Genomic DNA, 24,492 nt, shown 5'->3' with positions numbered 1-24,492 from the left:
GTGCTCGGCCAAGATCAGTGCGCGCCGCTCGAAGGATCTCGAACAGCTGATCAACTGAACGCCGACCGGGGGGCACGGTCGCACTGCTGACCCTGACGATGCGCCACCACCGGGGCCACAGCCTGCGCGAACTTCGCCGAGCGCTGAGCCGGCGTGGCGACACCTCACACAGTCGCGGGGTGGAAGCGGTGGAAGACGACCTGACATGGACTATGTCCGGGGAGTGGAGGGCACCCACACCGACCTCAACGGCTGGCACCTCCACATCCACGCCCTGTTGATCTTCCCGACCGATGTGAGCGCGGAGATTCCTGCTCTGACCTGCGAGGTCTACACCCGCTGGGCCGCGGGCTGGCGAAGAAGGCATGAGCGCCACCGCCGAGCACGGCATCGACGTGCGGGTCGGTAACGGCGCGGTGGAGAAGATGGGCAAGTACATCTCGAAGCTGGCCTTCGAGACCGCCGGTGGCCGGTGGAAGCGCGGCAAGCGCGGCTCCCGCACGCCGTTCCAGATCCTCGCCGACGCGATCGACACCGGCAACGAGCGCGACGTCGCGCTCTGGCAGGAGTGGGAACAGGGCAGCCACGGCATGCAGCAGCTCGTGTGGTCAACGGCCTCAAGCAGCGCTGCGGGTCACCGAGGTCAAGGACGAGGAGATCGCCGAAGAAGACGGAGGTGGAGAGCTGGCAGGAGTCCTCCCGGCCCGGAGCTGGAAGAAGATCTACCCGGTCGCGGAGGACCTGATCATCGCGACTCGCCACGGCGGAGTTCCCGCGCGCCGCGCCTGGCTCGACGCCCGGGGCCTGGCCTTCGAGTTCGAGGCTGACACCACCGAACGCGCCGTCCAGCTCGACCCCGGAGACGCCCCGTTTGCGTGGCTCAAAGCCGCGCTCGCGGCCGAAGACCCCGAACAGCCCGGGAACGGCGCCGGAGCTACTACCGGCCCGCTACGGCGCTCTGAGGGCGACGGCCAGGACCGCCAGGACCGCCAGGACCTATGCATCATCTGATGATCTTCGGCCAGGGCGTGGTCTGGGGGGCGCCTCCGGCGGACCCAAGTTAGGCGTTTTCCTAAGGAAACGCCGTGTCGTCGATACGACGACGATGCAGCTGAACACGGTGGGTGGCTACGCGGCCTTCAAGACCATGTGATGCATAGGTGCGGTGGTGCGGTGGTGCGGTGGTGCGGTGGTGCGGTGGTGCATTTGATCTTGATCTGGGTCAGTGACGGGCTGTGGTCAGAGGACGCGCCAGCGCTCGTGTGCGGCCTGGCGGCTCATCGACGTGGCGGCGCCGATCTTGGCCCAGGAGATCCCGGCTTGGCGCGCTTCGCGTACGGCGTCGTGAGGGCGTCGTTCGCTCGGCGGGCAGCGGCGGCTGCGGTACCGGCGACGGCAGCGGCCTCGACTAGACGAGCTCCGGGGTCGGGCTCGGGCACCGCCTGGTCCTCGACGACGACGGCCGCGGCTTCCGCGCGGCCGTCGGCTCGACCGGCTTGGCGCGCTTGCTCGGCCGCCGTCCGTGGACGCTCAGATGCTCCCTGCGGCTCCGGCGGGGCGGCGGGGTGTCTTCGGTTGGGTCCGGGGCCGACAGCGGCTCAGGGAGCCACTGACCGACGTGGGCATCCCACTCGGGGCGCAGGACCTCCCGGTCTGAGCCCGGTACGCGGGTCCGCAGAGGCTGCTCGCGGGCACCGGGGGCGGTGCGCAGCTGCCGGACCACCCGCACGAGCACGACGCGTACCGCACGTGCACTTCCACGGTGTCGTTGCTGATCGGCTCGTCGTCCTGCCCGGCGACGATCCCCAGCGCGTGACCCTCGTGCTCACCGGCAGCCGGATGCGTGGTGGTGACGTTCCAGGGCCGCTCAAGTCCTTCACGGGAGCCATTTGTCAGTCATCCTTCCTTGACACTGTCAGTCAAGCTTGCCTGGCGAAATAACCAATCGTCAAGATAGCCTGACAATTAACTGTCAGGACAGCTTGGCAATGCTGTCAAGAAGCCCTGACGTTGCCAGTCAGGTATTACTGACAACTGATGAGTGCCGGACTGGCCGGCCAACCGCGGCGATGGGGGCTCTGCCGCGATTGGCCAGGAACCTACATCGCCACTGTGTAGGTCTGCTCTGCTCGATCACCAGTTGCTACGAAGGTGCTGGTTTCCAGCTCGATCTGGCTCGCGTCGCGCGTGGTCCGCAGCGTGATCAGCACGGGTACGCCAGGCGGGATCGACATGACGTCCCGTTCGTCCGGGTCAGGCATCCGAGTGCTCACTCGTTCGGTTGTCTGTGCAGGCTGGTATCCGGCCTCGCGCATGAACGAGTACAGGTCGGTCCGCTCGTGGGCGTCCTTGTCGGCCGGGTCGTACCCGGTCTCTGAGTGGATTCGCGCACCTACCTCGCCTGGGAGCCACTGATCGTGCAGCAACACGATGTGGCGGCCCTTGTAGTACCGCCGGACTCGGTGGACAACCCGATCCCCCCGGCCAATGCCGAGGCGCTGCGCTACTTCGTGGTTCGCGACGTCGTAGGACGCCTCGACGGTCTCGATCTTTGAGTCATCCCCGGTGGTGCTCCCCCACGCGGGATGCGCGTCTCCGGGCTGGCTGTGCATGTCCACGGTGCCGAGGTCGCGCACGACTGTTCCGACACCTGACAGCGGCGTCACCAGGCCCTCGTTGGCAAGGGCCGACACCGCGCTGCGCACGGTCTCCCGCGCTACCTCGTACGTCGCCATCAACTCGGGGAGTGCGGGGAGGTCGACCCCGGCGGATAGGTGCCGTTGGTGATCCTTTCTCGCAGCTCGCGGGCGATCTTCTCGTACTTCCGGGCCATCGTCTGACCTCCTCTGATTCATACGTCTAGACCTTTGAGGGACTCATGCTACGGTAGTTCTATCAGTCCAGACGTCCAGACCTTCGAGGCTGCGAACTGAGGACAAGAACCACAGGACGGTCTGGCCCCGGAGTGGCGGATCGAAAAACATGGGAGATGCGCATGTCGAACCAGGCCCGATGAACTTCAAGATCGACCCGACGAGTTTCACGATGGTGATGGTCATGGACCTGGCGCCGAAGCTGAAGTTCGGCAGCGACACCGATCAGGAGTGCTTGCGGAACGGCACCCCGAAGTGGGTTGCCCAGGTCACGGTGGGGTTCCAGGCGTTCGGGCGGCCGTCGTTTTCGGTGCTGAACGTGACGATCGCGTCGCACGAGGACCCGCGCCACGGGTTTCAGCCCGGGATGCCCTGCGAGCTGGTCGGCTTCGAGGTCGGCGTGATGGACAAGACGATCAAGGACAAGAACACCGGTGAGGACAAGGTCGTCGGGGCGCAGGTCTACTACCGCGCCGACGCGATCCGCCCGATCGGCGGCTCGGGCCGGAAGAACGAGCAGGCCGCGTGATGGCGGGCCGCCGGTGGCCGGTGCTCGACGGCCAGATGGGCCTCGTGCTGGTGGTGCTGACCTGCACCTCGTGCCAGCACGCCGAGGAGATCCCGGACGACGGCGGCCGCCTGCCGGATCAGTGCCCCCGCTGCGACGGCTGGGCTTTCACCGGCGCACTCGTGTCGACCACCTCCACCGCTGTCGCTAGCTGATCAAGGAGCAAAGGCATGTCCGAGCGGATCGCGATCACCGTCCTGACGGCGCTGGGGCCCTGCTGGGTCATCACGGCGGGGACTACTTGGCCCAGGACGACTGCATGTCGGCCCACAAGCAGCACCGCACCGGGCAGGGTCGCCGGGAACTTGCTCTGCACGCCTCCACCTATGCCGCGGCGCAGGCCGTCACGAAGTGGGCGTTCTACCGGACTGCCGGTGTCCGGGTCCCGTGGCTGGCCCAGCTCACCGGCGTGGTGGCGGAGGGCGTGGTGCATGCGGTGATCGATGACGGCCGTCTGCTCGCTCGGTTTGCCGCGATCCCGGGTCGCCAGCGTGACGAGCACGGCGCCCGGATCGGCCGACAGAAGCGGTTCCACGGCCTGGCTGATCACGGAGTGAACGGTCGCGCCCTGATGGATCAGGCCGTCCACCACCAGGTGCAGATCCCTGTTGGTGTCGCCGTCACTACCGCGGTCGCCGCCCTCATCGCCCGCTGAGCAACTGACCCCCGCTCGACCACGGCCCCGGCCCGGAGAACCCCCTCCCGGACCGGGCCGTCTTCACGACAGGAGCACTGATCATGTGGAGCAGGCAGCGCGCCGAGGATCGGGCCGCCCGCGAGTTCGTCGACCGGCTGGTGAACCCGTGGCGCCGGGTCTGTGAGCGGGTTCCGGGGCTCTCGCACACGGTGCAGGTCGCCTCCGGCACCACGATCGTCATCCCGACCCTGGCCCGGGCGGACCTGTCGGGGCCGGACCCGGTGCTGGTGGTGCGCAAGATCCACGGCCAGCTCATCGAGGACTTCCGTGCTGACGAGGCGTCGCGGCGGATCGCGGCGGCGCTGGGCTATGACCGGATCCGGGTCTACCCGCGCGGATCGGAGTGGGTCCGGATCGAGCTGCTGATCGGCGACCCCCTCGACGGCGAGGTCCCGGCTCCGTTGGCCGGCCGCGGGCTGTCGGTCTCCGACGTGGAGATCACCATCGCCCGAGACGAGCTCGGCAACCCTCTGCGCCAGTCCTGGGTGGAGGGCCGCACGTCTGCATTCAGGGCGCGACCCGCTCGGGCAAGAGCGTGTGGTGCTATTCGGCGCTGGCGCAGCTCGCCCGCCTCGACGATGTCCTGATCGCGGGGTCTGACCTGTCTGGGTTGCTTCTGGCCGTCCCTACGTGGGTACCCGGCACCACGAGTGGCAGGCCACCGGGTCGGCCGACGTTGAGGCACACCGGGATCTGCTGGTCCGCCTGGTCGCGGAGATGGACACCCGGATCCGGAACCTGCCGCCTCGCCGGGACAAGTTCACCCGCTTCCATGCCGGGTTCCCGCTGATCGTGGTCGTGCTCGAAGAGTTCGCCGGGCTGCTGCGCCTGGCGTCGACGGCCCCGGTCGAGAAGGGCCAGCCGAAGATGCGTGAGCAGCTCCTCGCGCTCTACGGCCGCCTGGTCTCCGAGGACACAAGGCGGGCCTGCGGCTGATGGTGGTCACCCAGCGCGCGGACGCGACCGTCGTCGGTGGTTTCGAGCGCGGTCAGCTCGGCCTGCGGATCAGCTTCCGGCTCGACGACCCGGAGGCCCTGGTGATGCTCCACGGCCAGTCCGCCCGCGATCACCTCGAGGAGCACCAGCTCGCCCCGCCCGGGGTCGCGCTGGTCCAGGCACCCGCCCGGCCGTTGGGCCGGGTCCGCGGACCGCGGCTGATGGGCCCCTCGGAGGACGCCGACTACGCCCGCTACTGGGACGAGATCGCGGACGGCGCGGCGCGCCTCCACGAGGTAGCGGCCTGATCAGGCCAGAGTTAGCAACCAGGTCGACACAGAAGTGAGCCCCCAGGACTGGCATCCCGGGGGCCCGCACGTCGGCCGGAAATGGTCACCCTGCGAAGCGATCGGAGCACCGGCCAACGTGGCTACCCACAGCGTACCTAGAGCCCCCCAGCGCGGCGCTACGCGACGAGGGCACTTCCCCACCCCGGAAACAGGCAGCGGCTCGCCCCAGCGGCTCCACAGCCCGTCTCGACGCCTGCCCTTCCTCGATATAGGCCGCTTGAAGGCTGGGCAGGTTCAGTCAAGGGTCGAAGATCGCGGAGCGACGGCGCAGCCGCCCTTGACGGGTTCTGATCAGCATTCGATCCTCGGCCGGTTCGAGGGAGGGCACCACGCCCTCGCAGCTGGCACCGGACCGTTTGTCGGCGTCGCCGTAGGTGTGCGCTTGGCAGTGCCGGGCCCGGCCCGCCGGCCGGAGGCTGAGGCGGGCCGGTGCCCGGCTCTGCCGGGTGCCGGACACGGCCGTCGTCGTCGTGGCGGTGTGCGGTGACGGCCGCGCTGGCTTCGGTGCGCCCTTCGGCGGCCGCGCTTGGTAACGACGCGAAAAGTGCGGCCACCGCAGGTCAGGACCACGCGGGGGCCTTCTGGGACCGCCAGGATCAGGCGCTACGCGACAAGTACCGGGCTCGCCGGGAGCTGGCCGCGATCACGAGCCTGTCGCGGGTCAAGAAGTGCGGTCGGGTCTCGACCAACGAGGGTGGAGAGGTCTCGTTGCACCACACGCCCGGACCGGAGGGGAACCGGGCACCGCAGGCTTCGGCGGCCTGGCGACCTGCGGCAGCGTGTGGGCGTGCCCGGTGTGCTCGGCCAAGATCAGTGCGCGCCGCTCGAAGGATCTCGAACAGCTGATCAACTGGAACGCCGACCGGGGGGCACGGTCGCACTGCTGACCCTGACGATGCGCCACCACCGGGGCCACAGCCTGCGCGAACTTCGCCGAGCGCTGAGCGCGGCGTGGCGACACCTCACACAGTCGCGGGGGTGGAAGCGGTGGAAGACGGACCTGGACATGGACTATGTCCGGGAGTGGAGGGCACCCACACCGACCTCAACGGCTGGCACCTCCACATCCACGCCCTGTTGATCTTCCCGACCGATGTGAGCGCGGAGATTCCTGCTCTGACCTGCGAGGTCTACACCCGCTGGGCCGCGGGCTGGCGAAGAAGGGCATGAGCGCCACCGCCGAGCACGGCATCGACGTGCGGGTCGGTAACGGCGCGGTGGAGAAGATGGGCAAGTACATCTCGAAGCTGGCCTTCGAGACCGCCGGTGGCCGGTGGAAGCGCGGCAAGCGCGGCTCCCGCACGCCGTTCCAGATCCTCGCCGACGCGATCGACACCGGCAACGAGCGCGACGTCGCGCTCTGGCAGGAGTGGGAACAGGGCAGCCACGGCATGCAGCAGCTCGTGTGGTCCAACGGCCTCAAGCAGCGCTGCGGGGTCACCGAGGTCAAGGACGAGGAGATCGCCGAAGAAGACGGAGGTGGAGAGCTGGCAGGAGTCCTCCCGGCCCGGAGCTGGAAGAAGATCTACCCGGTCGCGGAGGACCTGATCATCGCGACTCGCCACGGCGGAGTTCCCGCCGCGCGCGCCTGGCTCGACGCCCGGGGCCTGGCCTTCGAGTTCGAGGCTGACACCACCGAACGCGCCGTCCAGCTCGACCCCGGAGACGCCCCGTTTGCGTGGCTCAAAGCCGCGCTCGCGGCCGAAGACCCCGAACAGCGCCGGGAACGGCGCCGGAGCTACTACCGGCCCGCTACGGCGCTCTGAGGGCGACGGCCAGGACCGCCAGGACCGCCAGGACCTATGCATCATCTGATGATCTTCGGCCAGGGGCGTGGTCTGGGTGGGCGCCTCCGGCGGACCCAAGTTAGGCGTTTTCCTAAGGAAACGCCGTGTCGTCGATACGACGACGATGCAGCTGAACACGGTGGGTGGCTACGCGGCCTTCAAGACCATGTGATGCATAGGTGCGGTGGTGCGGTGGTGCGGTGGTGCGGTGGTGCGGTGGTGCATTTGATCTTGATCTGGGTCAGTGACGGGCTGTGGTCAGAGGACGCGCCAGCGCTCGTGTGCGGCCTGGCGGCTCATCGACGTGGCGGCGCCGATCTTGGCCCAGGAGATCCCGGCTTGGCGCGCTTCGCGTACGGCGTCGGTGAGGGCGTCGTTCGCTCGGCGGGCAGCGGCGGCTGCGGTACCGGCGACGGCAGCGGCCTCGACTAGACGAGCTCCGGGGTCGGGCTCGGGCACCGCCTGGTCCTCGACGACGACGGCCGCGGCTTCCGGCGCGGCCGTCGGCTCGACCGGCTTGGCGCGCTTGCTCGGCCGCCGTCGCTGTGGACGCTCAGATGCTCCCTGCGGCTCCGGCGGGGCGGCGGGGTGTCTTCGGTTGGGTCCGGGGCCGACAGCGGCTCAGGGAGCCACTGACCGACGTGGGCATCCCACTCGGGGCGCAGGACCTCCCGGGTCTGAGCCCGGTACCGGCGGGTCCGCAGAGGCTGCTCGCGGGCACCGGGGCGGTGCGCAGCTGGCCGGACCACCCGCACGAGCACGACGCGTACCGCACGTGCACTTCCACGGTGTCGTTGCTGATCGGCTCGTCGTCCTGCCCGGCGACGATCCCCAGCGCGTGACCCTCGTGCTCACCGGCAGCCGGATGCGTGGTGGTGACGTTCCAGGGGCCGCTCAAGTCCTTCACGGGAGCCATTTGTCAGTCATCCTTCCTTGACACTGTCAGTCAAGCTTGCCTGGCGAAATAACCAATCGTCAAGATAGCCTGACAATTAACTGTCAGGACAGCTTGGCAATGCTGTCAAGAAGCCCTGACGTTGCCAGTCAGGTATTACTGACAACTGATGAGTGCCGGACTGGCCGGCCAACCGCGGCGATGGGGGCTCTGCCGCGATTGGCCAGGAACCTACATCGCCACTGTGTAGGTCTGCTCTGCTCGATCACCAGTTGCTACGAAGGTGCTGGTTTCCAGCTCGATCTGGCTCGCGTCGCGCGTGGTCCGCAGCGTGATCAGCACGGGTACGCCAGGCGGGATCGACATGACGTCCCGTTCGTCCGGGTCAGGCATCCGAGTGCTCACTCGTTCGGTTGTCTGTGCAGGCTGGTATCCGGCCTCGCGCATGAACGAGTACAGGTCGGTCCGCTCGTGGGCGTCCTTGTCGGCCGGGTCGTACCCGGTCTCTGAGTGGATTCGCGCACCTACCTCGCCTGGGAGCCACTGATCGTGCAGCAACACGATGTGGCGGCCCTTGTAGTACCGCCGGACTCGGTGGACAACCCGATCCCCCCGGCCAATGCCGAGGCGCTGCGCTACTTCGTGGTTCGCGACGTCGTAGGACGCCTCGACGGTCTCGATCTTTGAGTCATCCCCGGTGGTGCTCCCCCACGCGGGATGCGCGTCTCCGGGCTGGCTGTGCATGTCCACGGTGCCGAGGTCGCGCACGACTGTTCCGACACCTGACAGCGGCGTCACCAGGCCCTCGTTGGCAAGGGCCGACACCGCGCTGCGCACGGTCTCCCGCGCTACCTCGTACGTCGCCATCAACTCGGGGAGTGCGGGGAGGGTCGACCCCGGCGGATAGGTGCCGTTGGTGATCCTTTCTCGCAGCTCGCGGGCGATCTTCTCGTACTTCCGGGCCATCGTCTGACCTCCTCTGATTCATACGTCTAGACCTTTGAGGGGACTCATGCTACGGTAGTTCTATCAGTCCAGACGTCCAGACCTTCGAGGCTGCGAACTGAGGACAAGAACCACAGGACGGTCTGGCCCCGGAGTGGCGGATCGAAAAACATGGGAGATGCGCATGTCGAACCAGGGCCCGATGAACTTCAAGATCGACCCGACGAGTTTCACGATGGTGATGGTCATGGACCTGGCGCCGAAGCTGAAGTTCGGCAGCGACACCGATCAGGAGTGCTTGCGGAACGGCACCCCGAAGTGGGTTGCCCAGGTCACGGTGGGGTTCCAGGCGTTCGGGCGGCCGTCGTTTTCGGTGCTGAACGTGACGATCGCGTCGCACGAGGACCCGCGCCACGGGTTTCAGCCCGGGATGCCCTGCGAGCTGGTCGGCTTCGAGGTCGGCGTGATGGACAAGACGATCAAGGACAAGAACACCGGTGAGGACAAGGTCGTCGGGGCGCAGGTCTACTACCGCGCCGACGCGATCCGCCCGATCGGCGGCTCGGGCCGGAAGAACGAGCAGGCCGCGTGATGGCGGGCCGCCGGTGGCCGGTGCTCGACGGCCAGATGGGCCTCGTGCTGGTGGTGCTGACCTGCACCTCGTGCCAGCACGCCGAGGAGATCCCGGACGACGGCGGCCGCCTGCCGGATCAGTGCCCCCGCTGCGACGGCTGGGCTTTCACCGGCGCACTCGTGTCGACCACCTCCACCGCTGTCGCTAGCTGATCAAGGAGCAAAGGCATGTCCGAGCGGATCGCGATCACCGTCCTGACGGCGCTGGGGCCCTGCTGGGTCATCACGGCGGGGACTACTTGGCCCAGGACGACTGCATGTCGGCCCACAAGCAGCACCGCACCGGGCAGGGTCGCCGGGAACTTGCTCTGCACGCCTCCACCTATGCCGCGGCGCAGGCCGTCACGAAGTGGGCGTTCTACCGGACTGCCGGTGTCCGGGTCCCGTGGCTGGCCCAGCTCACCGGCGTGGTGGCGGAGGGCGTGGTGCATGCGGTGATCGATGACGGCCGTCTGCTCGCTCGGTTTGCCGCGATCCCGGGTCGCCAGCGTGACGAGCACGGCGCCCGGATCGGCCGACAGAAGCGGTTCCACGGCCTGGCTGATCACGGAGTGAACGGTCGCGCCCTGATGGATCAGGCCGTCCACCACCAGGTGCAGATCCCTGTTGGTGTCGCCGTCACTACCGCGGTCGCCGCCCTCATCGCCCGCTGAGCAACTGACCCCCGCTCGACCACGGCCCCGGCCCGGAGAACCCCCTCCCGGACCGGGGCCGTCTTCACGACAGGAGCACTGATCATGTGGAGCAGGCAGCGCGCCGAGGATCGGGCCGCCCGCGAGTTCGTCGACCGGCTGGTGAACCCGTGGCGCCGGGTCTGTGAGCGGGTTCCGGGGCTCTCGCACACGGTGCAGGTCGCCTCCGGCACCACGATCGTCATCCCGACCCTGGCCCGGGCGGACCTGTCGGGGCCGGACCCGGTGCTGGTGGTGCGCAAGATCCACGGCCAGCTCATCGAGGACTTCCGTGCTGACGAGGCGTCGCGGCGGATCGCGGCGGCGCTGGGCTATGACCGGATCCGGGTCTACCCGCGCGGATCGGAGTGGGTCCGGATCGAGCTGCTGATCGGCGACCCCCTCGACGGCGAGGTCCCGGCTCCGTTGGCCGGCCGCGGGCTGTCGGTCTCCGACGTGGAGATCACCATCGCCCGAGACGAGCTCGGCAACCCTCTGCGCCAGTCCTGGGTGGAGGGGCCGCACGTCTGCATTCAGGGCGCGACCCGCTCGGGCAAGAGCGTGTGGTGCTATTCGGCGCTGGCGCAGCTCGCCCGCCTCGACGATGTCCTGATCGCGGGGTCTGACCTGTCTGGGTTGCTTCTGGGCCGTCCCTACGTGGGTACCCGGCACCACGAGTGGCAGGCCACCGGGTCGGCCGACGTTGAGGCACACCGGGATCTGCTGGTCCGCCTGGTCGCGGAGATGGACACCCGGATCCGGAACCTGCCGCCTCGCCGGGACAAGTTCACCCGCTTCCATGCCGGGTTCCCGCTGATCGTGGTCGTGCTCGAAGAGTTCGCCGGGCTGCTGCGCCTGGCGTCGACGGCCCCGGTCGAGAAGGGCCAGCCGAAGATGCGTGAGCAGCTCCTCGCGCTCTACGGCCGCCTGGTCTCCGAGGGACACAAGGCGGGCCTGCGGCTGATGGTGGTCACCCAGCGCGCGGACGCGACCGTCGTCGGTGGTTTCGAGCGCGGTCAGCTCGGCCTGCGGATCAGCTTCCGGCTCGACGACCCGGAGGCCCTGGTGATGCTCCACGGCCAGTCCGCCCGCGATCACCTCGAGGAGCACCAGCTCGCCCCGCCCGGGTCGCGCTGGTCCAGGCACCCGCCCGGCCGTTGGGCCGGGTCCGCGGACCGCGGCTGATGGGCCCCTCGGAGGACGCCGACTACGCCCGCTACTGGGACGAGATCGCGGACGGCGCGGCGCGCCTCCACGAGGTAGCGGCCTGATCAGGCCAGAGTTAGCAACCAGGTCGACACAGAAGTGAGCCCCCAGGACTGGCATCCCGGGGCCCGCACGTCGGCCGGAAATGGTCACCCTGCGAAGCGATCGGAGCACCGGCCAACGTGGCTACCCACAGCGTACCTAGAGCCCCCCAGCGCGGCGCTACGCGACGAGGGCACTTCCCCACCCCGGAAACAGGCAGCGGCTCGCCCCAGCGGCTCCACAGCCCGTCTCGACGCCTGCCCTTCCTCGATATAGGCCGCTTGAAGGCTGGGCAGGTTCAGTCAAGGGTCGAAGATCGCGGAGCGACGGCGCAGCCGCCCTTGACGGGTTCTGATCAGCATTCGATCCTCGGCCGGTTCGAGGGAGGGCACCACGCCCTCGCAGCTGGCACCGGACCGTTTGTCGGCGTCGCCGTAGGTGTGCGCTTGGCAGTGCCGGGCCCGGCCCGCCGGCCGGAGGCTGAGGCGGGCCGGTGCCCGGCTCTGCCGGGTGCCGGACACGGCCGTCGTCGTCGTGGCGGTGTGCGGTGACGGCCGCGCTGGCTTCGGTGCGCCCTTCGGCGGCCGCGCTTGGTAACGACGCGAAAAGTGCGGCCACCGCAGGTCAGGACCACGCGGGGCCTTCTGGGACCGCCAGGATCAGGCGCTACGCGACAAGTACCGGGCTCGCCGGGAGCTGGCCGCGATCACGAGCCTGTCGCGGGTCAAGAAGTGCGGTCGGGTCTCGACCAACGAGGGTGGAGAGGTCTCGTTGCACCACACGCCCGGACCGGAGGGGAACCGGGCACCGCAGGCTTCGGCGGCCTGGCGACCTGCGGCAGCGTGTGGGCGTGCCCGGTGTGCTCGGCCAAGATCAGTGCGCGCCGCTCGAAGGATCTCGAACAGCTGATCAACTGGAACGCCGACCGGGGGGCACGGTCGCACTGCTGACCCTGACGATGCGCCACCACCGGGGCCACAGCCTGCGCGAACTTCGCCGAGCGCTGAGCGCGGCGTGGCGACACCTCACACAGTCGCGGGGTGGAAGCGGTGGAAGACGGACCTGGACATGGACTATGTCCGGGAGTGGAGGGCACCCACACCGACCTCAACGGCTGGCACCTCCACATCCACGCCCTGTTGATCTTCCCGACCGATGTGAGCGCGGAGATTCCTGCTCTGACCTGCGAGGTCTACACCCGCTGGGCCGCGGGCTGGCGAAGAAGGGCATGAGCGCCACCGCCGAGCACGGCATCGACGTGCGGGTCGGTAACGGCGCGGTGGAGAAGATGGGCAAGTACATCTCGAAGCTGGCCTTCGAGACCGCCGGTGGCCGGTGGAAGCGCGGCAAGCGCGGCTCCCGCACGCCGTTCCAGATCCTCGCCGACGCGATCGACACCGGCAACGAGCGCGACGTCGCGCTCTGGCAGGAGTGGGAACAGGGCAGCCACGGCATGCAGCAGCTCGTGTGGTCCAACGGCCTCAAGCAGCGCTGCGGGGTCACCGAGGTCAAGGACGAGGAGATCGCCGAAGAAGACGGAGGTGGAGAGCTGGCAGGAGTCCTCCCGGCCCGGAGCTGGAAGAAGATCTACCCGGTCGCGGAGGACCTGATCATCGCGACTCGCCACGGCGGAGTTCCCGCCGCGCGCGCCTGGCTCGACGCCCGGGCCTGGCCTTCGAGTTCGAGGCTGACACCACCGAACGCGCCGTCCAGCTCGACCCCGGAGACGCCCCGTTTGCGTGGCTCAAAGCCGCGCTCGCGGCCGAAGACCCCGAACAGCGCCGGGAACGGCGCCGGAGCTACTACCGGCCCGCTACGGCGCTCTGAGGGCGACGGCCAGGACCGCCAGGACCGCCAGGACCTATGCATCATCTGATGATCTTCGGCCAGGGGCGTGGTCTGGGTGGGCGCCTCCGGCGGACCCAAGTTAGGCGTTTTCCTAAGGAAACGCCGTGTCGTCGATACGACGACGATGCAGCTGAACACGGTGGGTGGCTACGCGGCCTTCAAGACCATGTGATGCATAGGTGCGGTGGTGCGGTGGTGCGGTGGTGCGGTGGTGCGGTGGTGCATTTGATCTTGATCTGGGTCAGTGACGGGCTGTGGTCAGAGGACGCGCCAGCGCTCGTGTGCGGCCTGGCGGCTCATCGACGTGGCGGCGCCGATCTTGGCCCAGGAGATCCCGGCTTGGCGCGCTTCGCGTACGGCGTCGGTGAGGGCGTCGTTCGCTCGGCGGGCAGCGGCGGCTGCGGTACCGGCGACGGCAGCGGCCTCGACTAGACGAGCTCCGGGTCGGGCTCGGGCACCGCCTGGTCCTCGACGACGACGGCCGCGGCTTCCGGCGCGGCCGTCGGCTCGACCGGCTTGGCGCGCTTGCTCGGCCGCCGTCGCTGTGGACGCTCAGATGCTCCCTGCGGCTCCGGCGGGCGGCGGGGTGTCTTCGGTTGGGTCCGGGGCCGACAGCGGCTCAGGGAGCCACTGACCGACGTGGGCATCCCACTCGGGCGCAGGACCTCCCGGGTCTGAGCCCGGTACCGGCGGGTCCGCAGAGGCTGCTCGCGGGCACCGGGGCGGTGCGCAGCTGGCCGGACCACCCGCACGAGCACGACGCGTACCGCACGTGCACTTCCACGGTGTCGTTGCTGATCGGCTCGTCGTCCTGCCCGGCGACGATCCCCAGCGCGTGACCCTCGTGCTCACCGGCAGCCGGATGCGTGGTGGTGACGTTCCAGGGGCCGCTCAAGTCCTTCACGGGAGCCATTTGTCAGTCATCCTTCCTTGACACTGTCAGTCAAGCTTGCCTGGCGAAATAACCAATCGTCAAGATAGCCTGACAATTAACTGTCAGGACAGCTTGGCAATGCTGTCAAGAAGCCCTGACGTTGCCAGTCAGGTATTACTGACAACTGATGAGTGCCGGACTGGCCGGCCAACCGCGGCGATGGGGCTCTGCCGCGATTGGCCAGGAACCTACATCGCCACTGTGTAGGTCTGCTCTGCTCGATCACCAGTTGCTACGAAGGTGCTGGTTTCCAGCTCGATCTGGCTCGCGTCGCGCGTGGTCCGCAGCGTGATCAGCACGGGTACGCCAGGCGGGATCGACATGACGTCCCGTTCGTCCGGGTCAGGCATCCGAGTGCTCACTCGTTCGGTTGTCTGTGCAGGCTGGTATCCGGCCTCGCGCATGAACGAGTACAGGTCGGTCCGCTCGTGGGCGTCCTTGTCGGCCGGGTCGTACCCGGTCTCTGAGTGGATTCGCGCACCTACCTCGCCTGGGAGCCACTGATCGTGCAGCAACACGATGTGGCGGCCCTTGTAGTACCGCCGGACTCGGTGGACAACCCGATCCCCCCGGCCAATGCCGAGGCGCTGCGCTACTTCGTGGTTCGCGACGTCGTAGGACGCCTCGACGGTCTCGATCTTTGAGTCATCCCCGGTGGTGCTCCCCCACGCGGGATGCGCGTCTCCGGGCTGGCTGTGCATGTCCACGGTGCCGAGGTCGCGCACGACTGTTCCGACACCTGACAGCGGCGTCACCAGGCCCTCGTTGGCAAGGGCCGACACCGCGCTGCGCACGGTCTCCCGCGCTACCTCGTACGTCGCCATCAACTCGGGGAGTGCGGGGAGGGTCGACCCCGGCGGATAGGTGCCGTTGGTGATCCTTTCTCGCAGCTCGCGGGCGATCTTCTCGTACTTCCGGGCCATCGTCTGACCTCCTCTGATTCATACGTCTAGACCTTTGAGGGGACTCATGCTACGGTAGTTCTATCAGTCCAGACGTCCAGACCTTCGAGGCTGCGAACTGAGGACAAGAACCACAGGACGGTCTGGCCCCGGAGTGGCGGATCGAAAAACATGGGAGATGCGCATGTCGAACCAGGGCCCGATGAACTTCAAGATCGACCCGACGAGTTTCACGATGGTGATGGTCATGGACCTGGCGCCGAAGCTGAAGTTCGGCAGCGACACCGATCAGGAGTGCTTGCGGAACGGCACCCCGAAGTGGGTTGCCCAGGTCACGGTGGGGTTCCAGGCGTTCGGGCGGCCGTCGTTTTCGGTGCTGAACGTGACGATCGCGTCGCACGAGGACCCGCGCCACGGGTTTCAGCCCGGGATGCCCTGCGAGCTGGTCGGCTTCGAGGTCGGCGTGATGGACAAGACGATCAAGGACAAGAACACCGGTGAGGACAAGGTCGTCGGGGCGCAGGTCTACTACCGCGCCGACGCGATCCGCCCGATCGGCGGCTCGGGCCGGAAGAACGAGCAGGCCGCGTGATGGCGGGCCGCCGGTGGCCGGTGCTCGACGGCCAGATGGGCCTCGTGCTGGTGGTGCTGACCTGCACCTCGTGCCAGCACGCCGAGGAGATCCCGGACGACGGCGGCCGCCTGCCGGATCAGTGCCCCCGCTGCGACGGCTGGGCTTTCACCGGCGCACTCGTGTCGACCACCTCCACCGCTGTCGCTAGCTGATCAAGGAGCAAAGGCATGTCCGAGCGGATCGCGATCACCGTCCTGACGGCGCTGGGGCCCTGCTGGGTCATCACGGCGGGACTACTTGGCCCAGGACGACTGCATGTCGGCCCACAAGCAGCACCGCACCGGGCAGGGTCGCCGGGAACTTGCTCTGCACGCCTCCACCTATGCCGCGGCGCAGGCCGTCACGAAGTGGGCGTTCTACCGGACTGCCGGTGTCCGGGTCCCGTGGCTGGCCCAGCTCACCGGCGTGGTGGCGGAGGGCGTGGTGCATGCGGTGATCGATGACGGCCGTCTGCTCGCTCGGTTTGCCGCGATCCCGGGTCGCCAGCGTGACGAGCACGGCGCCCGGATCGGCCGACAGAAGCGGTTCCACGGCCTGGCTGATCACGGAGTGAACGGTCGCGCCCTGATGGATCAGGCCGTCCACCACCAGGTGCAGATCCCTGTTGGTGTCGCCGTCACTACCGCGGTCGCCGCCCTCATCGCCCGCTGAGCAACTGACCCCCGCTCGACCACGGCCCCGGCCCGGAGAACCCCCTCCCGGACCGGGGCCGTCTTCACGACAGGAGCACTGATCATGTGGAGCAGGCAGCGCGCCGAGGATCGGGCCGCCCGCGAGTTCGTCGACCGGCTGGTGAACCCGTGGCGCCGGGTCTGTGAGCGGGTTCCGGGGCTCTCGCACACGGTGCAGGTCGCCTCCGGCACCACGATCGTCATCCCGACCCTGGCCCGGGCGGACCTGTCGGGGCCGGACCCGGTGCTGGTGGTGCGCAAGATCCACGGCCAGCTCATCGAGGACTTCCGTGCTGACGAGGCGTCGCGGCGGATCGCGGCGGCGCTGGGCTATGACCGGATCCGGGTCTACCCGCGCGGATCGGAGTGGGTCCGGATCGAGCTGCTGATCGGCGACCCCCTCGACGGCGAGGTCCCGGCTCCGTTGGCCGGCCGCGGGCTGTCGGTCTCCGACGTGGAGATCACCATCGCCCGAGACGAGCTCGGCAACCCTCTGCGCCAGTCCTGGGTGGAGGGCCGCACGTCTGCATTCAGGGCGCGACCCGCTCGGGCAAGAGCGTGTGGTGCTATTCGGCGCTGGCGCAGCTCGCCCGCCTCGACGATGTCCTGATCGCGGGGTCTGACCTGTCTGGGTTGCTTCTGGGCCGTCCCTACGTGGGTACCCGGCACCACGAGTGGCAGGCCACCGGGTCGGCCGACGTTGAGGCACACCGGGATCTGCTGGTCCGCCTGGTCGCGGAGATGGACACCCGGATCCGGAACCTGCCGCCTCGCCGGGACAAGTTCACCCGCTTCCATGCCGGGTTCCCGCTGATCGTGGTCGTGCTCGAAGAGTTCGCCGGGCTGCTGCGCCTGGCGTCGACGGCCCCGGTCGAGAAGGGCCAGCCGAAGATGCGTGAGCAGCTCCTCGCGCTCTACGGCCGCCTGGTCTCCGAGGGACACAAGGCGGGCCTGCGGCTGATGGTGGTCACCCAGCGCGCGGACGCGACCGTCGTCGGTGGTTTCGAGCGCGGTCAGCTCGGCCTGCGGATCAGCTTCCGGCTCGACGACCCGGAGGCCCTGGTGATGCTCCACGGCCAGTCCGCCCGCGATCACCTCGAGGAGCACCAGCTCGCCCCGCCCGGGGTCGCGCTGGTCCAGGCACCCGCCCGGCCGTTGGGCCGGGTCCGCGGACCGCGGCTGATGGGCCCCTCGGAGGACGCCGACTACGCCCGCTACTGGGACGAGATCGCGGACGGCGCGGCGCGCCTCCACGAGGTAGCGGCCTGATCAGGCCAGAGTTAGCAACCAGGTCGACACAGAAGTGAGCCCCCAGGACTGGCATCCCGGGGGCCCGCACGTCGGCCGGAAATGGTCACCCTGCGAAGCGATCGGAGCACCGGCCAACGTGGCTACCCACAGCGTACCTAGAGCCCCCCAGCGCGGCGCTACGCGACGAGGGCACTTCCCCACCCCGGAAACAGGCAGCGGCTCGCCCCAGCGGCTCCACAGCCCGTCTCGACGCCTGCCCTTCCTCGATATAGGCCGCTTGAAGGCTGGGCAGGTTCAGTCAAGGGTCGAAGATCGCGGAGCGACGGCGCAGCCGCCCTTGACGGGTTCTGATCAGCATTCGATCCTCGGCCGGTTCGAGGGAGGGCACCACGCCCTCGCAGCTGGCACCGGACCGTTTGTCGGCGTCGCCGTAGGTGTGCGCTTGGCAGTGCCGGGCCCGGCCCGCCGGCCGGAGGCTGAGGCGGGCCGGTGCCCGGCTCTGCCGGGTGCCGGACACGGCCGTCGTCGTCGTGGCGGTGTGCGGTGACGGCCGCGCTGGCTTCGGTGCGCCCTTCGGCGGCCGCGCTTGGTAACGACGCGAAAAGTGCGGCCACCGCAGGTCAGGACCACGCGGGGGCCTTCTGGGACCGCCAGGATCAGGCGCTACGCGACAAGTACCGGGCTCGCCGGGAGCTGGCCGCGATCACGAGCCTGTCGCGGGTCAAGAAGTGCGGTCGGGTCTCGACCAACGAGGGTGGAGAGGTCTCGTTGCACCACACGCCCGGACCGGAGGGGGAACCGGGCACCGCAGGCTTCGGCGGCCTGGCGACCTGCGGCAGCGTGTGGGCGTGCCCGGTGTGCTCGGCCAAGATCAGTGCGCGCCGCTCGAAGGATCTCGAACAGCTGATCAACTGGAACGCCGACCGGGGGGCACGGTCGCACTGCTGACCCTGACGATGCGCCACCACCGGGGCCACAGCCTGCGCGAACTTCGCCGAGCGCTGAGCGCGGCGTGGCGACACCTCACACAGTCGCGGGGGTGGAAGCGGTGGAAGACGGACCTGGACATGGACTATGTCCGGGGAGTGGAGGGCACCCACACCGACCTCAACGGCTGGCACCTCCACATCCACGCCCTGTTGATCTTCCCGACCGATGTGAGCGCGGAGATTCCTGCTCTGACCTGCGAGGTCTACACCCGCTGGGCCGCGGGGCTGGCGAAGAAGGGCATGAGCGCCACCGCCGAGCACGGCATCGACGTGCGGGTCGGTAACGGCGCGGTGGAGAAGATGGGCAAGTACATCTCGAAGCTGGCCTTCGAGACCGCCGGTGGCCGGTGGAAGCGCGGCAAGCGCGGCTCCCGCACGCCGTTCCAGATCCTCGCCGACGCGATCGACACCGGCAACGAGCGCGACGTCGCGCTCTGGCAGGAGTGGGAACAGGGCAGCCACGGCATGCAGCAGCTCGTGTGGTCCAACGGCCTCAAGCAGCGCTGCGGGGTCACCGAGGTCAAGGACGAGGAGATCGCCGAAGAAGACGGAGGTGGAGAGCTGGCAGGAGTCCTCCCGGCCCGGAGCTGGAAGAAGATCTACCCGGTCGCGGAGGACCTGATCATCGCGACTCGCCACGGCGGAGTTCCCGCCGCGCGCGCCTGGCTCGACGCCCGGGGCCTGGCCTTCGAGTTCGAGGCTGACACCACCGAACGCGCCGTCCAGCTCGACCCCGGAGACGCCCCGTTTGCGTGGCTCAAAGCCGCGCTCGCGGCCGAAGACCCCGAACAGCGCCGGGAACGGCGCCGGAGCTACTACCGGCCCGCTACGGCGCTCTGAGGGCGACGGCCAGGACCGCCAGGACCGCCAGGACCTATGCATCATCTGATGATCTTCGGCCAGGGGCGTGGTCTGGGTGGGCGCCTCCGGCGGACCCAAGTTAGGCGTTTTCCTAAGGAAACGCCGTGTCGTCGATACGACGACGATGCAGCTGAACACGGTGGGTGGCTACGCGGCCTTCAAGACCATGTGATGCATAGGTGCGGTGGTGCGGTGGTGCGGTGGTGCGGTGGTGCGGTGGTGCATTTGATCTTGATCTGGGTCAGTGACGGGCTGTGGTCAGAGGACGCGCCAGCGCTCGTGTGCGGCCTGGCGGCTCATCGACGTGGCGGCGCCGATCTTGGCCCAGGAGATCCCGGCTTGGCGCGCTTCGCGTACGGCGTCGGTGAGGGCGTCGTTCGCTCGGCGGGCAGCGGCGGCTGCGGTACCGGCGACGGCAGCGGCCTCGACTAGACGAGCTCCGGGGTCGGGCTCGGGCACCGCCTGGTCCTCGACGACGACGGCCGCGGCTTCCGGCGCGGCCGTCGGCTCGACCGGCTTGGCGCGCTTGCTCGGCCGCCGTCGCTGTGGACGCTCAGATGCTCCCTGCGGCTCCGGCGGGGCGGCGGGGGTGTCTTCGGTTGGGTCCGGGGCCGACAGCGGCTCAGGGAGCCACTGACCGACGTGGGCATCCCACTCGGGCGCAGGACCTCCCGGGTCTGAGCCCGGTACCGGCGGGTCCGCAGAGGCTGCTCGCGGGCACCGGGGGCGGTGCGCAGCTGGCCGGACCACCCGCACGAGCACGACGCGTACCGCACGTGCACTTCCACGGTGTCGTTGCTGATCGGCTCGTCGTCCTGCCCGGCGACGATCCCCAGCGCGTGACCCTCGTGCTCACCGGCAGCCGGATGCGTGGTGGTGACGTTCCAGGGGCCGCTCAAGTCCTTCACGGGAGCCATTTGTCAGTCATCCTTCCTTGACACTGTCAGTCAAGCTTGCCTGGCGAAATAACCAATCGTCAAGATAGCCTGACAATTAACTGTCAGGACAGCTTGGCAATGCTGTCAAGAAGCCCTGACGTTGCCAGTCAGGTATTACTGACAACTGATGAGTGCCGGACTGGCCGGCCAACCGCGGCGATGGGGGCTCTGCCGCGATTGGCCAGGAACCTACATCGCCACTGTGTAGGTCTGCTCTGCTCGATCACCAGTTGCTACGAAGGTGCTGGTTTCCAGCTCGATCTGGCTCGCGTCGCGCGTGGTCCGCAGCGTGATCAGCACGGGTACGCCAGGCGGGATCGACATGACGTCCCGTTCGTCCGGGTCAGGCATCCGAGTGCTCACTCGTTCGGTTGTCTGTGCAGGCTGGTATCCGGCCTCGCGCATGAACGAGTACAGGTCGGTCCGCTCGTGGGCGTCCTTGTCGGCCGGGTCGTACCCGGTCTCTGAGTGGATTCGCGCACCTACCTCGCCTGGGAGCCACTGATCGTGCAGCAACACGATGTGGCGGCCCTTGTAGTACCGCCGGACTCGGTGGACAACCCGATCCCCCCGGCCAATGCCGAGGCGCTGCGCTACTTCGTGGTTCGCGACGTCGTAGGACGCCTCGACGGTCTCGATCTTTGAGTCATCCCCGGTGGTGCTCCCCCACGCGGGATGCGCGTCTCCGGGCTGGCTGTGCATGTCCACGGTGCCGAGGTCGCGCACGACTGTTCCGACACCTGACAGCGGCGTCACCAGGCCCTCGTTGGCAAGGGCCGACACCGCGCTGCGCACGGTCTCCCGCGCTACCTCGTACGTCGCCATCAACTCGGGGAGTGCGGGGAGGGTCGACCCCGGCGGATAGGTGCCGTTGGTGATCCTTTCTCGCAGCTCGCGGGCGATCTTCTCGTACTTCCGGGCCATCGTCTGACCTCCTCTGATTCATACGTCTAGACCTTTGAGGGGACTCATGCTACGGTAGTTCTATCAGTCCAGACGTCCAGACCTTCGAGGCTGCGAACTGAGGACAAGAACCACAGGACGGTCTGGCCCCGGAGTGGCGGATCGAAAAACATGGGAGATGCGCATGTCGAACCAGGGCCCGATGAACTTCAAGATCGACCCGACGAGTTTCACGATGGTGATGGTCATGGACCTGGCGCCGAAGCTGAAGTTCGGCAGCGACACCGATCAGGAGTGCTTGCGGAACGGCACCCCGAAGTGGGTTGCCCAGGTCACGGTGGGGTTCCAGGCGTTCGGGCGGCCGTCGTTTTCGGTGCTGAACGTGACGATCGCGTCGCACGAGGACCCGCGCCACGGGTTTCAGCCCGGGATGCCCTGCGAGCTGGTCGGCTTCGAGGTCGGCGTGATGGACAAGACGATCAAGGACAAGAACACCGGTGAGGACAAGGTCGTCGGGGCGCAGGTCTACTACCGCGCCGACGCGATCCGCCCGATCGGCGGCTCGGGCCGGAAGAACGAGCAGGCCGCGTGATGGCGGGCCGCCGGTGGCCGTGCTCGACGGCCAGATGGGCCTCGTGCTGGTGGTGCTGACCTGCACCTCGTGCCAGCACGCCGAGGAGATCCCGGACGACGGCGGCCGCCTGCCGGATCAGTGCCCCCGCTGCGACGGCTGGGCTTTCACCGGCGCACTCGTGTCGACCACCTCCACCGCTGTCGCTAGCTGATCAAGGAGCAAAGGCATGTCCGAGCGGATCGCGATCACCGTCCTGACGGCGCTGGGGCCCTGCTGGGTCATCACGGCGGGACTACTTGGCCCAGGACGACTGCATGTCGGCCCACAAGCAGCACCGCACCGGGCAGGGTCGCCGGGAACTTGCTCTGCACGCCTCCACCTATGCCGCGGCGCAGGCCGTCACGAAGTGGGCGTTCTACCGGACTGCCGGTGTCCGGGTCCCGTGGCTGGCCCAGCTCACCGGCGTGGTGGCGGAGGGCGTGGTGCATGCGTGATCGATGACGGCCGTCTGCTCGCTCGGTTTGCCGCGATCCCGGGTCGCCAGCGTGACGAGCACGGCGCCCGGATCGGCCGACAGAAGCGGTTCCACGGCCTGGCTGATCACGGAGTGAACGGTCGCGCCCTGATGGATCAGGCCGTCCACCACCAGGTGCAGATCCCTGTTGGTGTCGCCTCACTACCGCGGTCGCCGCCCTCATCGCCCGCTGAGCAACTGACCCCCCGCTCGACCACGGCCCCGGCCCGGAGAACCCCCTCCCGGACCGGGGCCGTCTTCACGACAGGAGCACTGATCATGTGGAGCAGGCAGCGCGCCGAGGATCGGGCCGCCCGCGAGTTCGTCGACCGGCTGGTGAACCCGTGGCGCCGGGTCTGTGAGCGGGTTCCGGGGCTCTCGCACACGGTGCAGGTCGCCTCCGGCACCACGATCGTCATCCCGACCCTGGCCCGGGCGGACCTGTCGGGGCCGGACCCGGTGCTGGTGTGCGCAAGATCCACGGCCAGCTCATCGAGGACTTCCGTGCTGACGAGGCGTCGCGGCGGATCGCGGCGGCGCTGGGCTATGACCGGATCCGGGTCTACCCGCGCGGATCGGGAGTGGGTCCGGATCGAGCTGCTGATCGGCGACCCCCTCGACGCGAGGTCCCGGCTCCGTTGGCCGGCCGCGGGCTGTCGGTCTCCGACGTGGAGATCACCATCGCCCGAGACGAGCTCGGCAACCCTCTGCGCCAGTCCTGGGTGGAGGGGCCGCACGTCTGCATTCAGGGCGCGACCCGCTCGGCAAGAGCGTGTGGTGCTATTCGGCGCTGGCGCAGCTCGCCCGCCTCGACGATGTCCTGATCGCGGGTCTGACCTGTCTGGGTGCTTCTGGGCCTCCCTACGTGGGTACCCGGCACCACGAGTGGCAGGCCACCGGGTCGGCCGACGTTGAGGCACACCGGGATCTGCTGGTCCGCCTGGTCGCGGAGATGGACACCCCGGATCCGGAACCTGCCGCCTCGCCGGGACAAGTTCACCCGCTTCCATGCCGGTTCCCGCTGATCGGTCGTGCTCGAAGAGTTCGCCGGGCTGCTGCGCCTGGCGTCGACGCCCCCGGTCGAGAAGGGCCAGCCGAAGATGCGTGAGCAGCTCCTCGCGCTCTACGGCCGCCTGGTCTCCGAGGACACAAGCGGGCCTGCGGCTGATGGTGGTCACCCAGGCCGCGGACGCGACCGTCGTCGTGGTTTCGAGCGCGGTCAGCTCGGCCTGCGGATCAGCTTCCGGCTCGACGACCCGGAGGCCCTGGTGATGCTACCCACGGCCAGTCCGCCCGCGATCACCTCGAGGAGCACCAGCTCGCCCCGCCCGGGTCGCGCTGGTCCAGGCACCCGCCCGGCCGTTGGGCCGGGTCCGCGGACCGCGGCTGATGGGCCCCTCGGAGGACGCCGACTACGCCCGCTACTGGACGAGATCGCGGACGGCGCGGCGCGCCTCCACGAGGTAGCGGCCTGATCAGGCCAGAGTTAGCAACCAGGTCGACACAGAAGTGAGCCCCCAGGACTGGCATCCCGGGGGCCCGCACGTCGGCCGGAAATGGTCACCCTGCGAAGCGATCGGAGCACCGGCCAACGTGGCTACCCACAGCGTACCTAGAGCCCCCCAGCGCGGCGCTACGCGACGAGGGCACTTCCCCACCCCGGAAACAGGCAGCGGCTCGCCCCAGCGGCTCCACAGCCCGTCTCGACGCCTGCCCTTCCTCGATATAGGCCGCTTGAAGGCTGGGCAGGTTCAGTCAAGGGTCGAAGATCGCGGAGCGACGGCGCAGCCGCCCTTGACGGTTCTGATCAGCATTCGATCCTCGGCCGGTTCGAGGGAGGGCACCACGCCCTCGCAGCTGGCACCGGACC

General features: G+C 68.6%; 36 protein-coding genes. 29 read left to right on the top strand and 7 right to left on the bottom strand.

All coding sequences use genetic code 11. The annotated features are described in order from the left end of the window. Positions 1-205: 205 nt before the first annotated feature. Positions 206-409, top strand: a complete 204-nt coding sequence (locus tag Ae717Ps2_RS37170) for a hypothetical protein (protein WP_144276151.1) — start codon at positions 206-208, stop codon at positions 407-409. Positions 410-465: 56 nt separating this feature from the next. After that, on the top strand, positions 466-1,011 hold the full coding sequence (locus Ae717Ps2_RS37165; protein WP_144276150.1) for a hypothetical protein: 546 nt from the start codon (positions 466-468) through the stop codon (positions 1,009-1,011). Between the two features lie 1,088 nt (positions 1,012-2,099). Here Ae717Ps2_RS37165 and Ae717Ps2_RS34895 read toward each other — a convergent pair. Continuing rightward, positions 2,100-2,735 carry a GntR family transcriptional regulator gene (locus Ae717Ps2_RS34895; protein WP_158071623.1) on the bottom strand — a complete coding sequence of 212 codons (636 nt, stop codon included), beginning with the start codon at positions 2,733-2,735 and terminating at the stop codon, positions 2,100-2,102. Between the two features lie 277 nt (positions 2,736-3,012). Here Ae717Ps2_RS34895 and Ae717Ps2_RS34890 point away from each other — a divergent pair, with 277 nt between their 5' ends. The 8 genes from Ae717Ps2_RS34890 to Ae717Ps2_RS34860 all read left to right on the top strand — a co-directional run bounded on the left by Ae717Ps2_RS34890 (position 3,013) and on the right by Ae717Ps2_RS34860 (position 7,190). After that, positions 3,013-3,402, top strand: coding sequence for a hypothetical protein (locus Ae717Ps2_RS34890; protein WP_075335002.1), 390 nt, complete (start codon positions 3,013-3,015; stop codon positions 3,400-3,402). Continuing rightward, entirely contained in the window at positions 3,402-3,596 is a 195-nt protein-coding gene (locus tag Ae717Ps2_RS34885) for a hypothetical protein (RefSeq protein WP_075334489.1), read from the top strand. The genes Ae717Ps2_RS34890 and Ae717Ps2_RS34885 overlap by 1 nt, the downstream gene beginning before the upstream one ends. Positions 3,597-3,700: 104 nt before the next feature. Continuing rightward, positions 3,701-4,096 (top strand): hypothetical protein, encoded by a 396-nt coding sequence (locus Ae717Ps2_RS34880; RefSeq protein ID WP_075334998.1) that lies wholly within the window; start codon positions 3,701-3,703, stop codon positions 4,094-4,096. Positions 4,097-4,179: 83 nt separating this feature from the next. Beyond that, positions 4,180-4,725, top strand: a complete 546-nt coding sequence (locus Ae717Ps2_RS34875; protein ID WP_075334997.1) for a hypothetical protein — start codon at positions 4,180-4,182, stop codon at positions 4,723-4,725. A gap of 43 nt (positions 4,726-4,768) precedes the next feature. After that, positions 4,769-5,074, top strand: coding sequence for a hypothetical protein (locus tag Ae717Ps2_RS34870; protein ID WP_075335001.1), 306 nt, complete (start codon positions 4,769-4,771; stop codon positions 5,072-5,074). Beyond that, the gene (locus tag Ae717Ps2_RS34865) at positions 5,074-5,382 is read left to right on the top strand and encodes a hypothetical protein (RefSeq protein WP_075334838.1); all 309 of its coding nucleotides are present in this window, start codon (positions 5,074-5,076) and stop codon (positions 5,380-5,382) included. Before Ae717Ps2_RS34870 ends, Ae717Ps2_RS34865 begins: the two co-directional genes overlap by 1 nt. Positions 5,383-6,447: 1,065 nt before the next feature. After that, positions 6,448-6,594 carry a hypothetical protein gene (locus tag Ae717Ps2_RS37980; RefSeq protein ID WP_158071657.1) on the top strand — a complete coding sequence of 49 codons (147 nt, stop codon included), beginning with the start codon at positions 6,448-6,450 and terminating at the stop codon, positions 6,592-6,594. Continuing rightward, positions 6,591-7,190, top strand: coding sequence for a hypothetical protein (locus Ae717Ps2_RS34860; protein ID WP_075334533.1), 600 nt, complete (start codon positions 6,591-6,593; stop codon positions 7,188-7,190). Before Ae717Ps2_RS37980 ends, Ae717Ps2_RS34860 begins: the two co-directional genes overlap by 4 nt. Positions 7,191-7,469: 279 nt before the next feature. On the opposite strand, the gene Ae717Ps2_RS34855 is transcribed toward Ae717Ps2_RS34860, so the two are convergent. Further along, positions 7,470-7,670 carry a hypothetical protein gene (locus Ae717Ps2_RS34855; RefSeq protein ID WP_075334507.1) on the bottom strand — a complete coding sequence of 67 codons (201 nt, stop codon included), beginning with the start codon at positions 7,668-7,670 and terminating at the stop codon, positions 7,470-7,472. 182 nt (positions 7,671-7,852) lie between these two features. On the opposite strand from Ae717Ps2_RS34855, the gene Ae717Ps2_RS34850 reads away from it, so the two are divergent. Continuing rightward, entirely contained in the window at positions 7,853-8,053 is a 201-nt protein-coding gene (locus Ae717Ps2_RS34850) for a hypothetical protein (RefSeq protein ID WP_143510899.1), read from the top strand. Between the two features lie 284 nt (positions 8,054-8,337). On the opposite strand, the gene Ae717Ps2_RS34845 is transcribed toward Ae717Ps2_RS34850, so the two are convergent. After that, positions 8,338-9,072, bottom strand: a complete 735-nt coding sequence (locus Ae717Ps2_RS34845) for a GntR family transcriptional regulator (RefSeq protein ID WP_075334491.1) — start codon at positions 9,070-9,072, stop codon at positions 8,338-8,340. Between the two features lie 157 nt (positions 9,073-9,229). Between Ae717Ps2_RS34845 and Ae717Ps2_RS34840 the strand changes: the two genes are divergently transcribed. The 6 genes from Ae717Ps2_RS34840 (at position 9,230) to Ae717Ps2_RS34820 (ending at position 13,479) form a co-directional block, all read left to right on the top strand. Next, positions 9,230-9,643 (top strand): hypothetical protein, encoded by a 414-nt coding sequence (locus Ae717Ps2_RS34840; RefSeq protein WP_075334490.1) that lies wholly within the window; start codon positions 9,230-9,232, stop codon positions 9,641-9,643. Beyond that, positions 9,643-9,837, top strand: a complete 195-nt coding sequence (locus tag Ae717Ps2_RS34835) for a hypothetical protein (RefSeq protein ID WP_075334489.1) — start codon at positions 9,643-9,645, stop codon at positions 9,835-9,837. The genes Ae717Ps2_RS34840 and Ae717Ps2_RS34835 overlap by 1 nt, the downstream gene beginning before the upstream one ends. A 104-nt stretch (positions 9,838-9,941) precedes the next feature. After that, complete coding sequence (locus Ae717Ps2_RS34830; protein ID WP_075334998.1) at positions 9,942-10,337, top strand: hypothetical protein; 396 nt, start codon at positions 9,942-9,944, stop codon at positions 10,335-10,337. Between the two features lie 84 nt (positions 10,338-10,421). After that, on the top strand, positions 10,422-11,540 hold the full coding sequence (locus tag Ae717Ps2_RS34825) for a hypothetical protein (protein WP_075335000.1): 1,119 nt from the start codon (positions 10,422-10,424) through the stop codon (positions 11,538-11,540). A 1,148-nt stretch (positions 11,541-12,688) separates the two neighbouring features. Next, complete coding sequence (locus Ae717Ps2_RS37975) at positions 12,689-12,835, top strand: hypothetical protein (protein WP_158071657.1); 147 nt, start codon at positions 12,689-12,691, stop codon at positions 12,833-12,835. Next, positions 12,832-13,479 (top strand): hypothetical protein, encoded by a 648-nt coding sequence (locus tag Ae717Ps2_RS34820; RefSeq protein ID WP_075334999.1) that lies wholly within the window; start codon positions 12,832-12,834, stop codon positions 13,477-13,479. Before Ae717Ps2_RS37975 ends, Ae717Ps2_RS34820 begins: the two co-directional genes overlap by 4 nt. Positions 13,480-13,879: 400 nt before the next feature. Here the strand turns inward: Ae717Ps2_RS34820 and Ae717Ps2_RS37970 are convergent, their stop codons facing one another. After that, entirely contained in the window at positions 13,880-14,209 is a 330-nt protein-coding gene (locus Ae717Ps2_RS37970; protein ID WP_158071656.1) for a hypothetical protein, read from the bottom strand. 364 nt (positions 14,210-14,573) lie between these two features. Next, a complete protein-coding gene (locus Ae717Ps2_RS34815; RefSeq protein ID WP_075334491.1) occupies positions 14,574-15,308 on the bottom strand; it encodes a GntR family transcriptional regulator in 735 nt (244 codons plus the stop codon). Between the two features lie 157 nt (positions 15,309-15,465). Here Ae717Ps2_RS34815 and Ae717Ps2_RS34810 point away from each other — a divergent pair, with 157 nt between their 5' ends. The 7 genes from Ae717Ps2_RS34810 to Ae717Ps2_RS34780 all read left to right on the top strand — a co-directional run bounded on the left by Ae717Ps2_RS34810 (position 15,466) and on the right by Ae717Ps2_RS34780 (position 19,672). Beyond that, positions 15,466-15,879 carry a hypothetical protein gene (locus Ae717Ps2_RS34810; RefSeq protein WP_075334490.1) on the top strand — a complete coding sequence of 138 codons (414 nt, stop codon included), beginning with the start codon at positions 15,466-15,468 and terminating at the stop codon, positions 15,877-15,879. Then, entirely contained in the window at positions 15,879-16,073 is a 195-nt protein-coding gene (locus Ae717Ps2_RS34805) for a hypothetical protein (protein WP_075334489.1), read from the top strand. The genes Ae717Ps2_RS34810 and Ae717Ps2_RS34805 overlap by 1 nt, the downstream gene beginning before the upstream one ends. 103 nt (positions 16,074-16,176) lie before the next feature. Continuing rightward, positions 16,177-16,572: a hypothetical protein gene (locus Ae717Ps2_RS34800; RefSeq protein ID WP_075334998.1), complete on the top strand. Its 396-nt coding sequence runs from the start codon at positions 16,177-16,179 to the stop codon at positions 16,570-16,572. 84 nt (positions 16,573-16,656) lie between these two features. Then, positions 16,657-17,202, top strand: a complete 546-nt coding sequence (locus tag Ae717Ps2_RS34795) for a hypothetical protein (protein WP_075334997.1) — start codon at positions 16,657-16,659, stop codon at positions 17,200-17,202. After that, the gene (locus Ae717Ps2_RS34790) at positions 17,151-17,861 is read left to right on the top strand and encodes a hypothetical protein (protein WP_144276148.1); all 711 of its coding nucleotides are present in this window, start codon (positions 17,151-17,153) and stop codon (positions 17,859-17,861) included. Before Ae717Ps2_RS34795 ends, Ae717Ps2_RS34790 begins: the two co-directional genes overlap by 52 nt. Positions 17,862-18,386: 525 nt before the next feature. Next, entirely contained in the window at positions 18,387-18,791 is a 405-nt protein-coding gene (locus Ae717Ps2_RS34785) for a hypothetical protein (RefSeq protein ID WP_075334504.1), read from the top strand. Between the two features lie 8 nt (positions 18,792-18,799). Further along, positions 18,800-19,672, top strand: coding sequence for a hypothetical protein (locus tag Ae717Ps2_RS34780; RefSeq protein ID WP_233147838.1), 873 nt, complete (start codon positions 18,800-18,802; stop codon positions 19,670-19,672). 279 nt (positions 19,673-19,951) lie between these two features. Here Ae717Ps2_RS34780 and Ae717Ps2_RS34775 read toward each other — a convergent pair whose 3' ends face one another. Together Ae717Ps2_RS34775 and Ae717Ps2_RS34770 are read right to left on the bottom strand one after the other, a co-directional pair. After that, complete coding sequence (locus Ae717Ps2_RS34775) at positions 19,952-20,152, bottom strand: hypothetical protein (RefSeq protein ID WP_075334507.1); 201 nt, start codon at positions 20,150-20,152, stop codon at positions 19,952-19,954. A 668-nt stretch (positions 20,153-20,820) separates the two neighbouring features. Then, positions 20,821-21,555 (bottom strand): GntR family transcriptional regulator, encoded by a 735-nt coding sequence (locus Ae717Ps2_RS34770; protein ID WP_075334491.1) that lies wholly within the window; start codon positions 21,553-21,555, stop codon positions 20,821-20,823. A 157-nt stretch (positions 21,556-21,712) separates the two neighbouring features. On the opposite strand from Ae717Ps2_RS34770, the gene Ae717Ps2_RS34765 reads away from it, so the two are divergent. The 5 genes from Ae717Ps2_RS34765 (at position 21,713) to Ae717Ps2_RS34745 (ending at position 24,097) form a co-directional block, all read left to right on the top strand. Then, positions 21,713-22,126, top strand: a complete 414-nt coding sequence (locus Ae717Ps2_RS34765) for a hypothetical protein (protein ID WP_075334490.1) — start codon at positions 21,713-21,715, stop codon at positions 22,124-22,126. Positions 22,127-22,139: 13 nt separating this feature from the next. Further along, positions 22,140-22,319 carry a hypothetical protein gene (locus Ae717Ps2_RS34760; protein ID WP_075334995.1) on the top strand — a complete coding sequence of 60 codons (180 nt, stop codon included), beginning with the start codon at positions 22,140-22,142 and terminating at the stop codon, positions 22,317-22,319. Positions 22,320-22,422: 103 nt separating this feature from the next. After that, the gene (locus tag Ae717Ps2_RS34755) at positions 22,423-22,602 is read left to right on the top strand and encodes a hypothetical protein (protein ID WP_075334994.1); all 180 of its coding nucleotides are present in this window, start codon (positions 22,423-22,425) and stop codon (positions 22,600-22,602) included. Between the two features lie 487 nt (positions 22,603-23,089). Next, positions 23,090-23,446, top strand: coding sequence for a hypothetical protein (locus Ae717Ps2_RS37150; RefSeq protein WP_144276147.1), 357 nt, complete (start codon positions 23,090-23,092; stop codon positions 23,444-23,446). Positions 23,447-23,653: 207 nt separating this feature from the next. Further along, complete coding sequence (locus tag Ae717Ps2_RS34745) at positions 23,654-24,097, top strand: hypothetical protein (protein ID WP_075334992.1); 444 nt, start codon at positions 23,654-23,656, stop codon at positions 24,095-24,097. Positions 24,098-24,492 lie beyond the last annotated feature (395 nt).

The organism is Pseudonocardia sp. Ae717_Ps2 (assembly GCF_001932475.1).
Classification (GTDB): Bacteria; Actinomycetota; Actinomycetes; order Mycobacteriales; family Pseudonocardiaceae; genus Pseudonocardia.
This window is presented reverse-complemented; position numbering and strand designations above follow the sequence as displayed.

What these genes read in the sequence shown, in the direction of transcription:
- Ae717Ps2_RS37170 (WP_144276151.1), top strand. Translation starts at nt 206, where the DNA reads ATGGACTATGTCCGGGGAGTGGAGGGCACCCACACCGACCTCAACGGC.
- Ae717Ps2_RS34895 (WP_158071623.1), bottom strand. Translation starts at nt 2,735, where the DNA reads ATGGCGACGTACGAGGTAGCGCGGGAGACCGTGCGCAGCGCGGTGTCG.
- Ae717Ps2_RS34890 (WP_075335002.1), top strand. Translation starts at nt 3,013, where the DNA reads ATGAACTTCAAGATCGACCCGACGAGTTTCACGATGGTGATGGTCATG.
- Ae717Ps2_RS34885 (WP_075334489.1), top strand. Translation starts at nt 3,402, where the DNA reads ATGGCGGGCCGCCGGTGGCCGGTGCTCGACGGCCAGATGGGCCTCGTG.
- Ae717Ps2_RS34880 (WP_075334998.1), top strand. Translation starts at nt 3,701, where the DNA reads ATGTCGGCCCACAAGCAGCACCGCACCGGGCAGGGTCGCCGGGAACTT.
- Ae717Ps2_RS34875 (WP_075334997.1), top strand. Translation starts at nt 4,180, where the DNA reads ATGTGGAGCAGGCAGCGCGCCGAGGATCGGGCCGCCCGCGAGTTCGTC.
- Ae717Ps2_RS34865 (WP_075334838.1), top strand. Translation starts at nt 5,074, where the DNA reads ATGGTGGTCACCCAGCGCGCGGACGCGACCGTCGTCGGTGGTTTCGAG.
- Ae717Ps2_RS34860 (WP_075334533.1), top strand. Translation starts at nt 6,591, where the DNA reads ATGAGCGCCACCGCCGAGCACGGCATCGACGTGCGGGTCGGTAACGGC.
- Ae717Ps2_RS34845 (WP_075334491.1), bottom strand. Translation starts at nt 9,072, where the DNA reads ATGGCCCGGAAGTACGAGAAGATCGCCCGCGAGCTGCGAGAAAGGATC.
- Ae717Ps2_RS34840 (WP_075334490.1), top strand. Translation starts at nt 9,230, where the DNA reads ATGCGCATGTCGAACCAGGGCCCGATGAACTTCAAGATCGACCCGACG.
- Ae717Ps2_RS34835 (WP_075334489.1), top strand. Translation starts at nt 9,643, where the DNA reads ATGGCGGGCCGCCGGTGGCCGGTGCTCGACGGCCAGATGGGCCTCGTG.
- Ae717Ps2_RS34830 (WP_075334998.1), top strand. Translation starts at nt 9,942, where the DNA reads ATGTCGGCCCACAAGCAGCACCGCACCGGGCAGGGTCGCCGGGAACTT.
- Ae717Ps2_RS34825 (WP_075335000.1), top strand. Translation starts at nt 10,422, where the DNA reads ATGTGGAGCAGGCAGCGCGCCGAGGATCGGGCCGCCCGCGAGTTCGTC.
- Ae717Ps2_RS34820 (WP_075334999.1), top strand. Translation starts at nt 12,832, where the DNA reads ATGAGCGCCACCGCCGAGCACGGCATCGACGTGCGGGTCGGTAACGGC.
- Ae717Ps2_RS34815 (WP_075334491.1), bottom strand. Translation starts at nt 15,308, where the DNA reads ATGGCCCGGAAGTACGAGAAGATCGCCCGCGAGCTGCGAGAAAGGATC.
- Ae717Ps2_RS34810 (WP_075334490.1), top strand. Translation starts at nt 15,466, where the DNA reads ATGCGCATGTCGAACCAGGGCCCGATGAACTTCAAGATCGACCCGACG.
- Ae717Ps2_RS34805 (WP_075334489.1), top strand. Translation starts at nt 15,879, where the DNA reads ATGGCGGGCCGCCGGTGGCCGGTGCTCGACGGCCAGATGGGCCTCGTG.
- Ae717Ps2_RS34800 (WP_075334998.1), top strand. Translation starts at nt 16,177, where the DNA reads ATGTCGGCCCACAAGCAGCACCGCACCGGGCAGGGTCGCCGGGAACTT.
- Ae717Ps2_RS34795 (WP_075334997.1), top strand. Translation starts at nt 16,657, where the DNA reads ATGTGGAGCAGGCAGCGCGCCGAGGATCGGGCCGCCCGCGAGTTCGTC.
- Ae717Ps2_RS34780 (WP_233147838.1), top strand. Translation starts at nt 18,800, where the DNA reads ATGCGCCACCACCGGGGCCACAGCCTGCGCGAACTTCGCCGAGCGCTG.
- Ae717Ps2_RS34770 (WP_075334491.1), bottom strand. Translation starts at nt 21,555, where the DNA reads ATGGCCCGGAAGTACGAGAAGATCGCCCGCGAGCTGCGAGAAAGGATC.
- Ae717Ps2_RS34765 (WP_075334490.1), top strand. Translation starts at nt 21,713, where the DNA reads ATGCGCATGTCGAACCAGGGCCCGATGAACTTCAAGATCGACCCGACG.
- Ae717Ps2_RS34755 (WP_075334994.1), top strand. Translation starts at nt 22,423, where the DNA reads ATGTCGGCCCACAAGCAGCACCGCACCGGGCAGGGTCGCCGGGAACTT.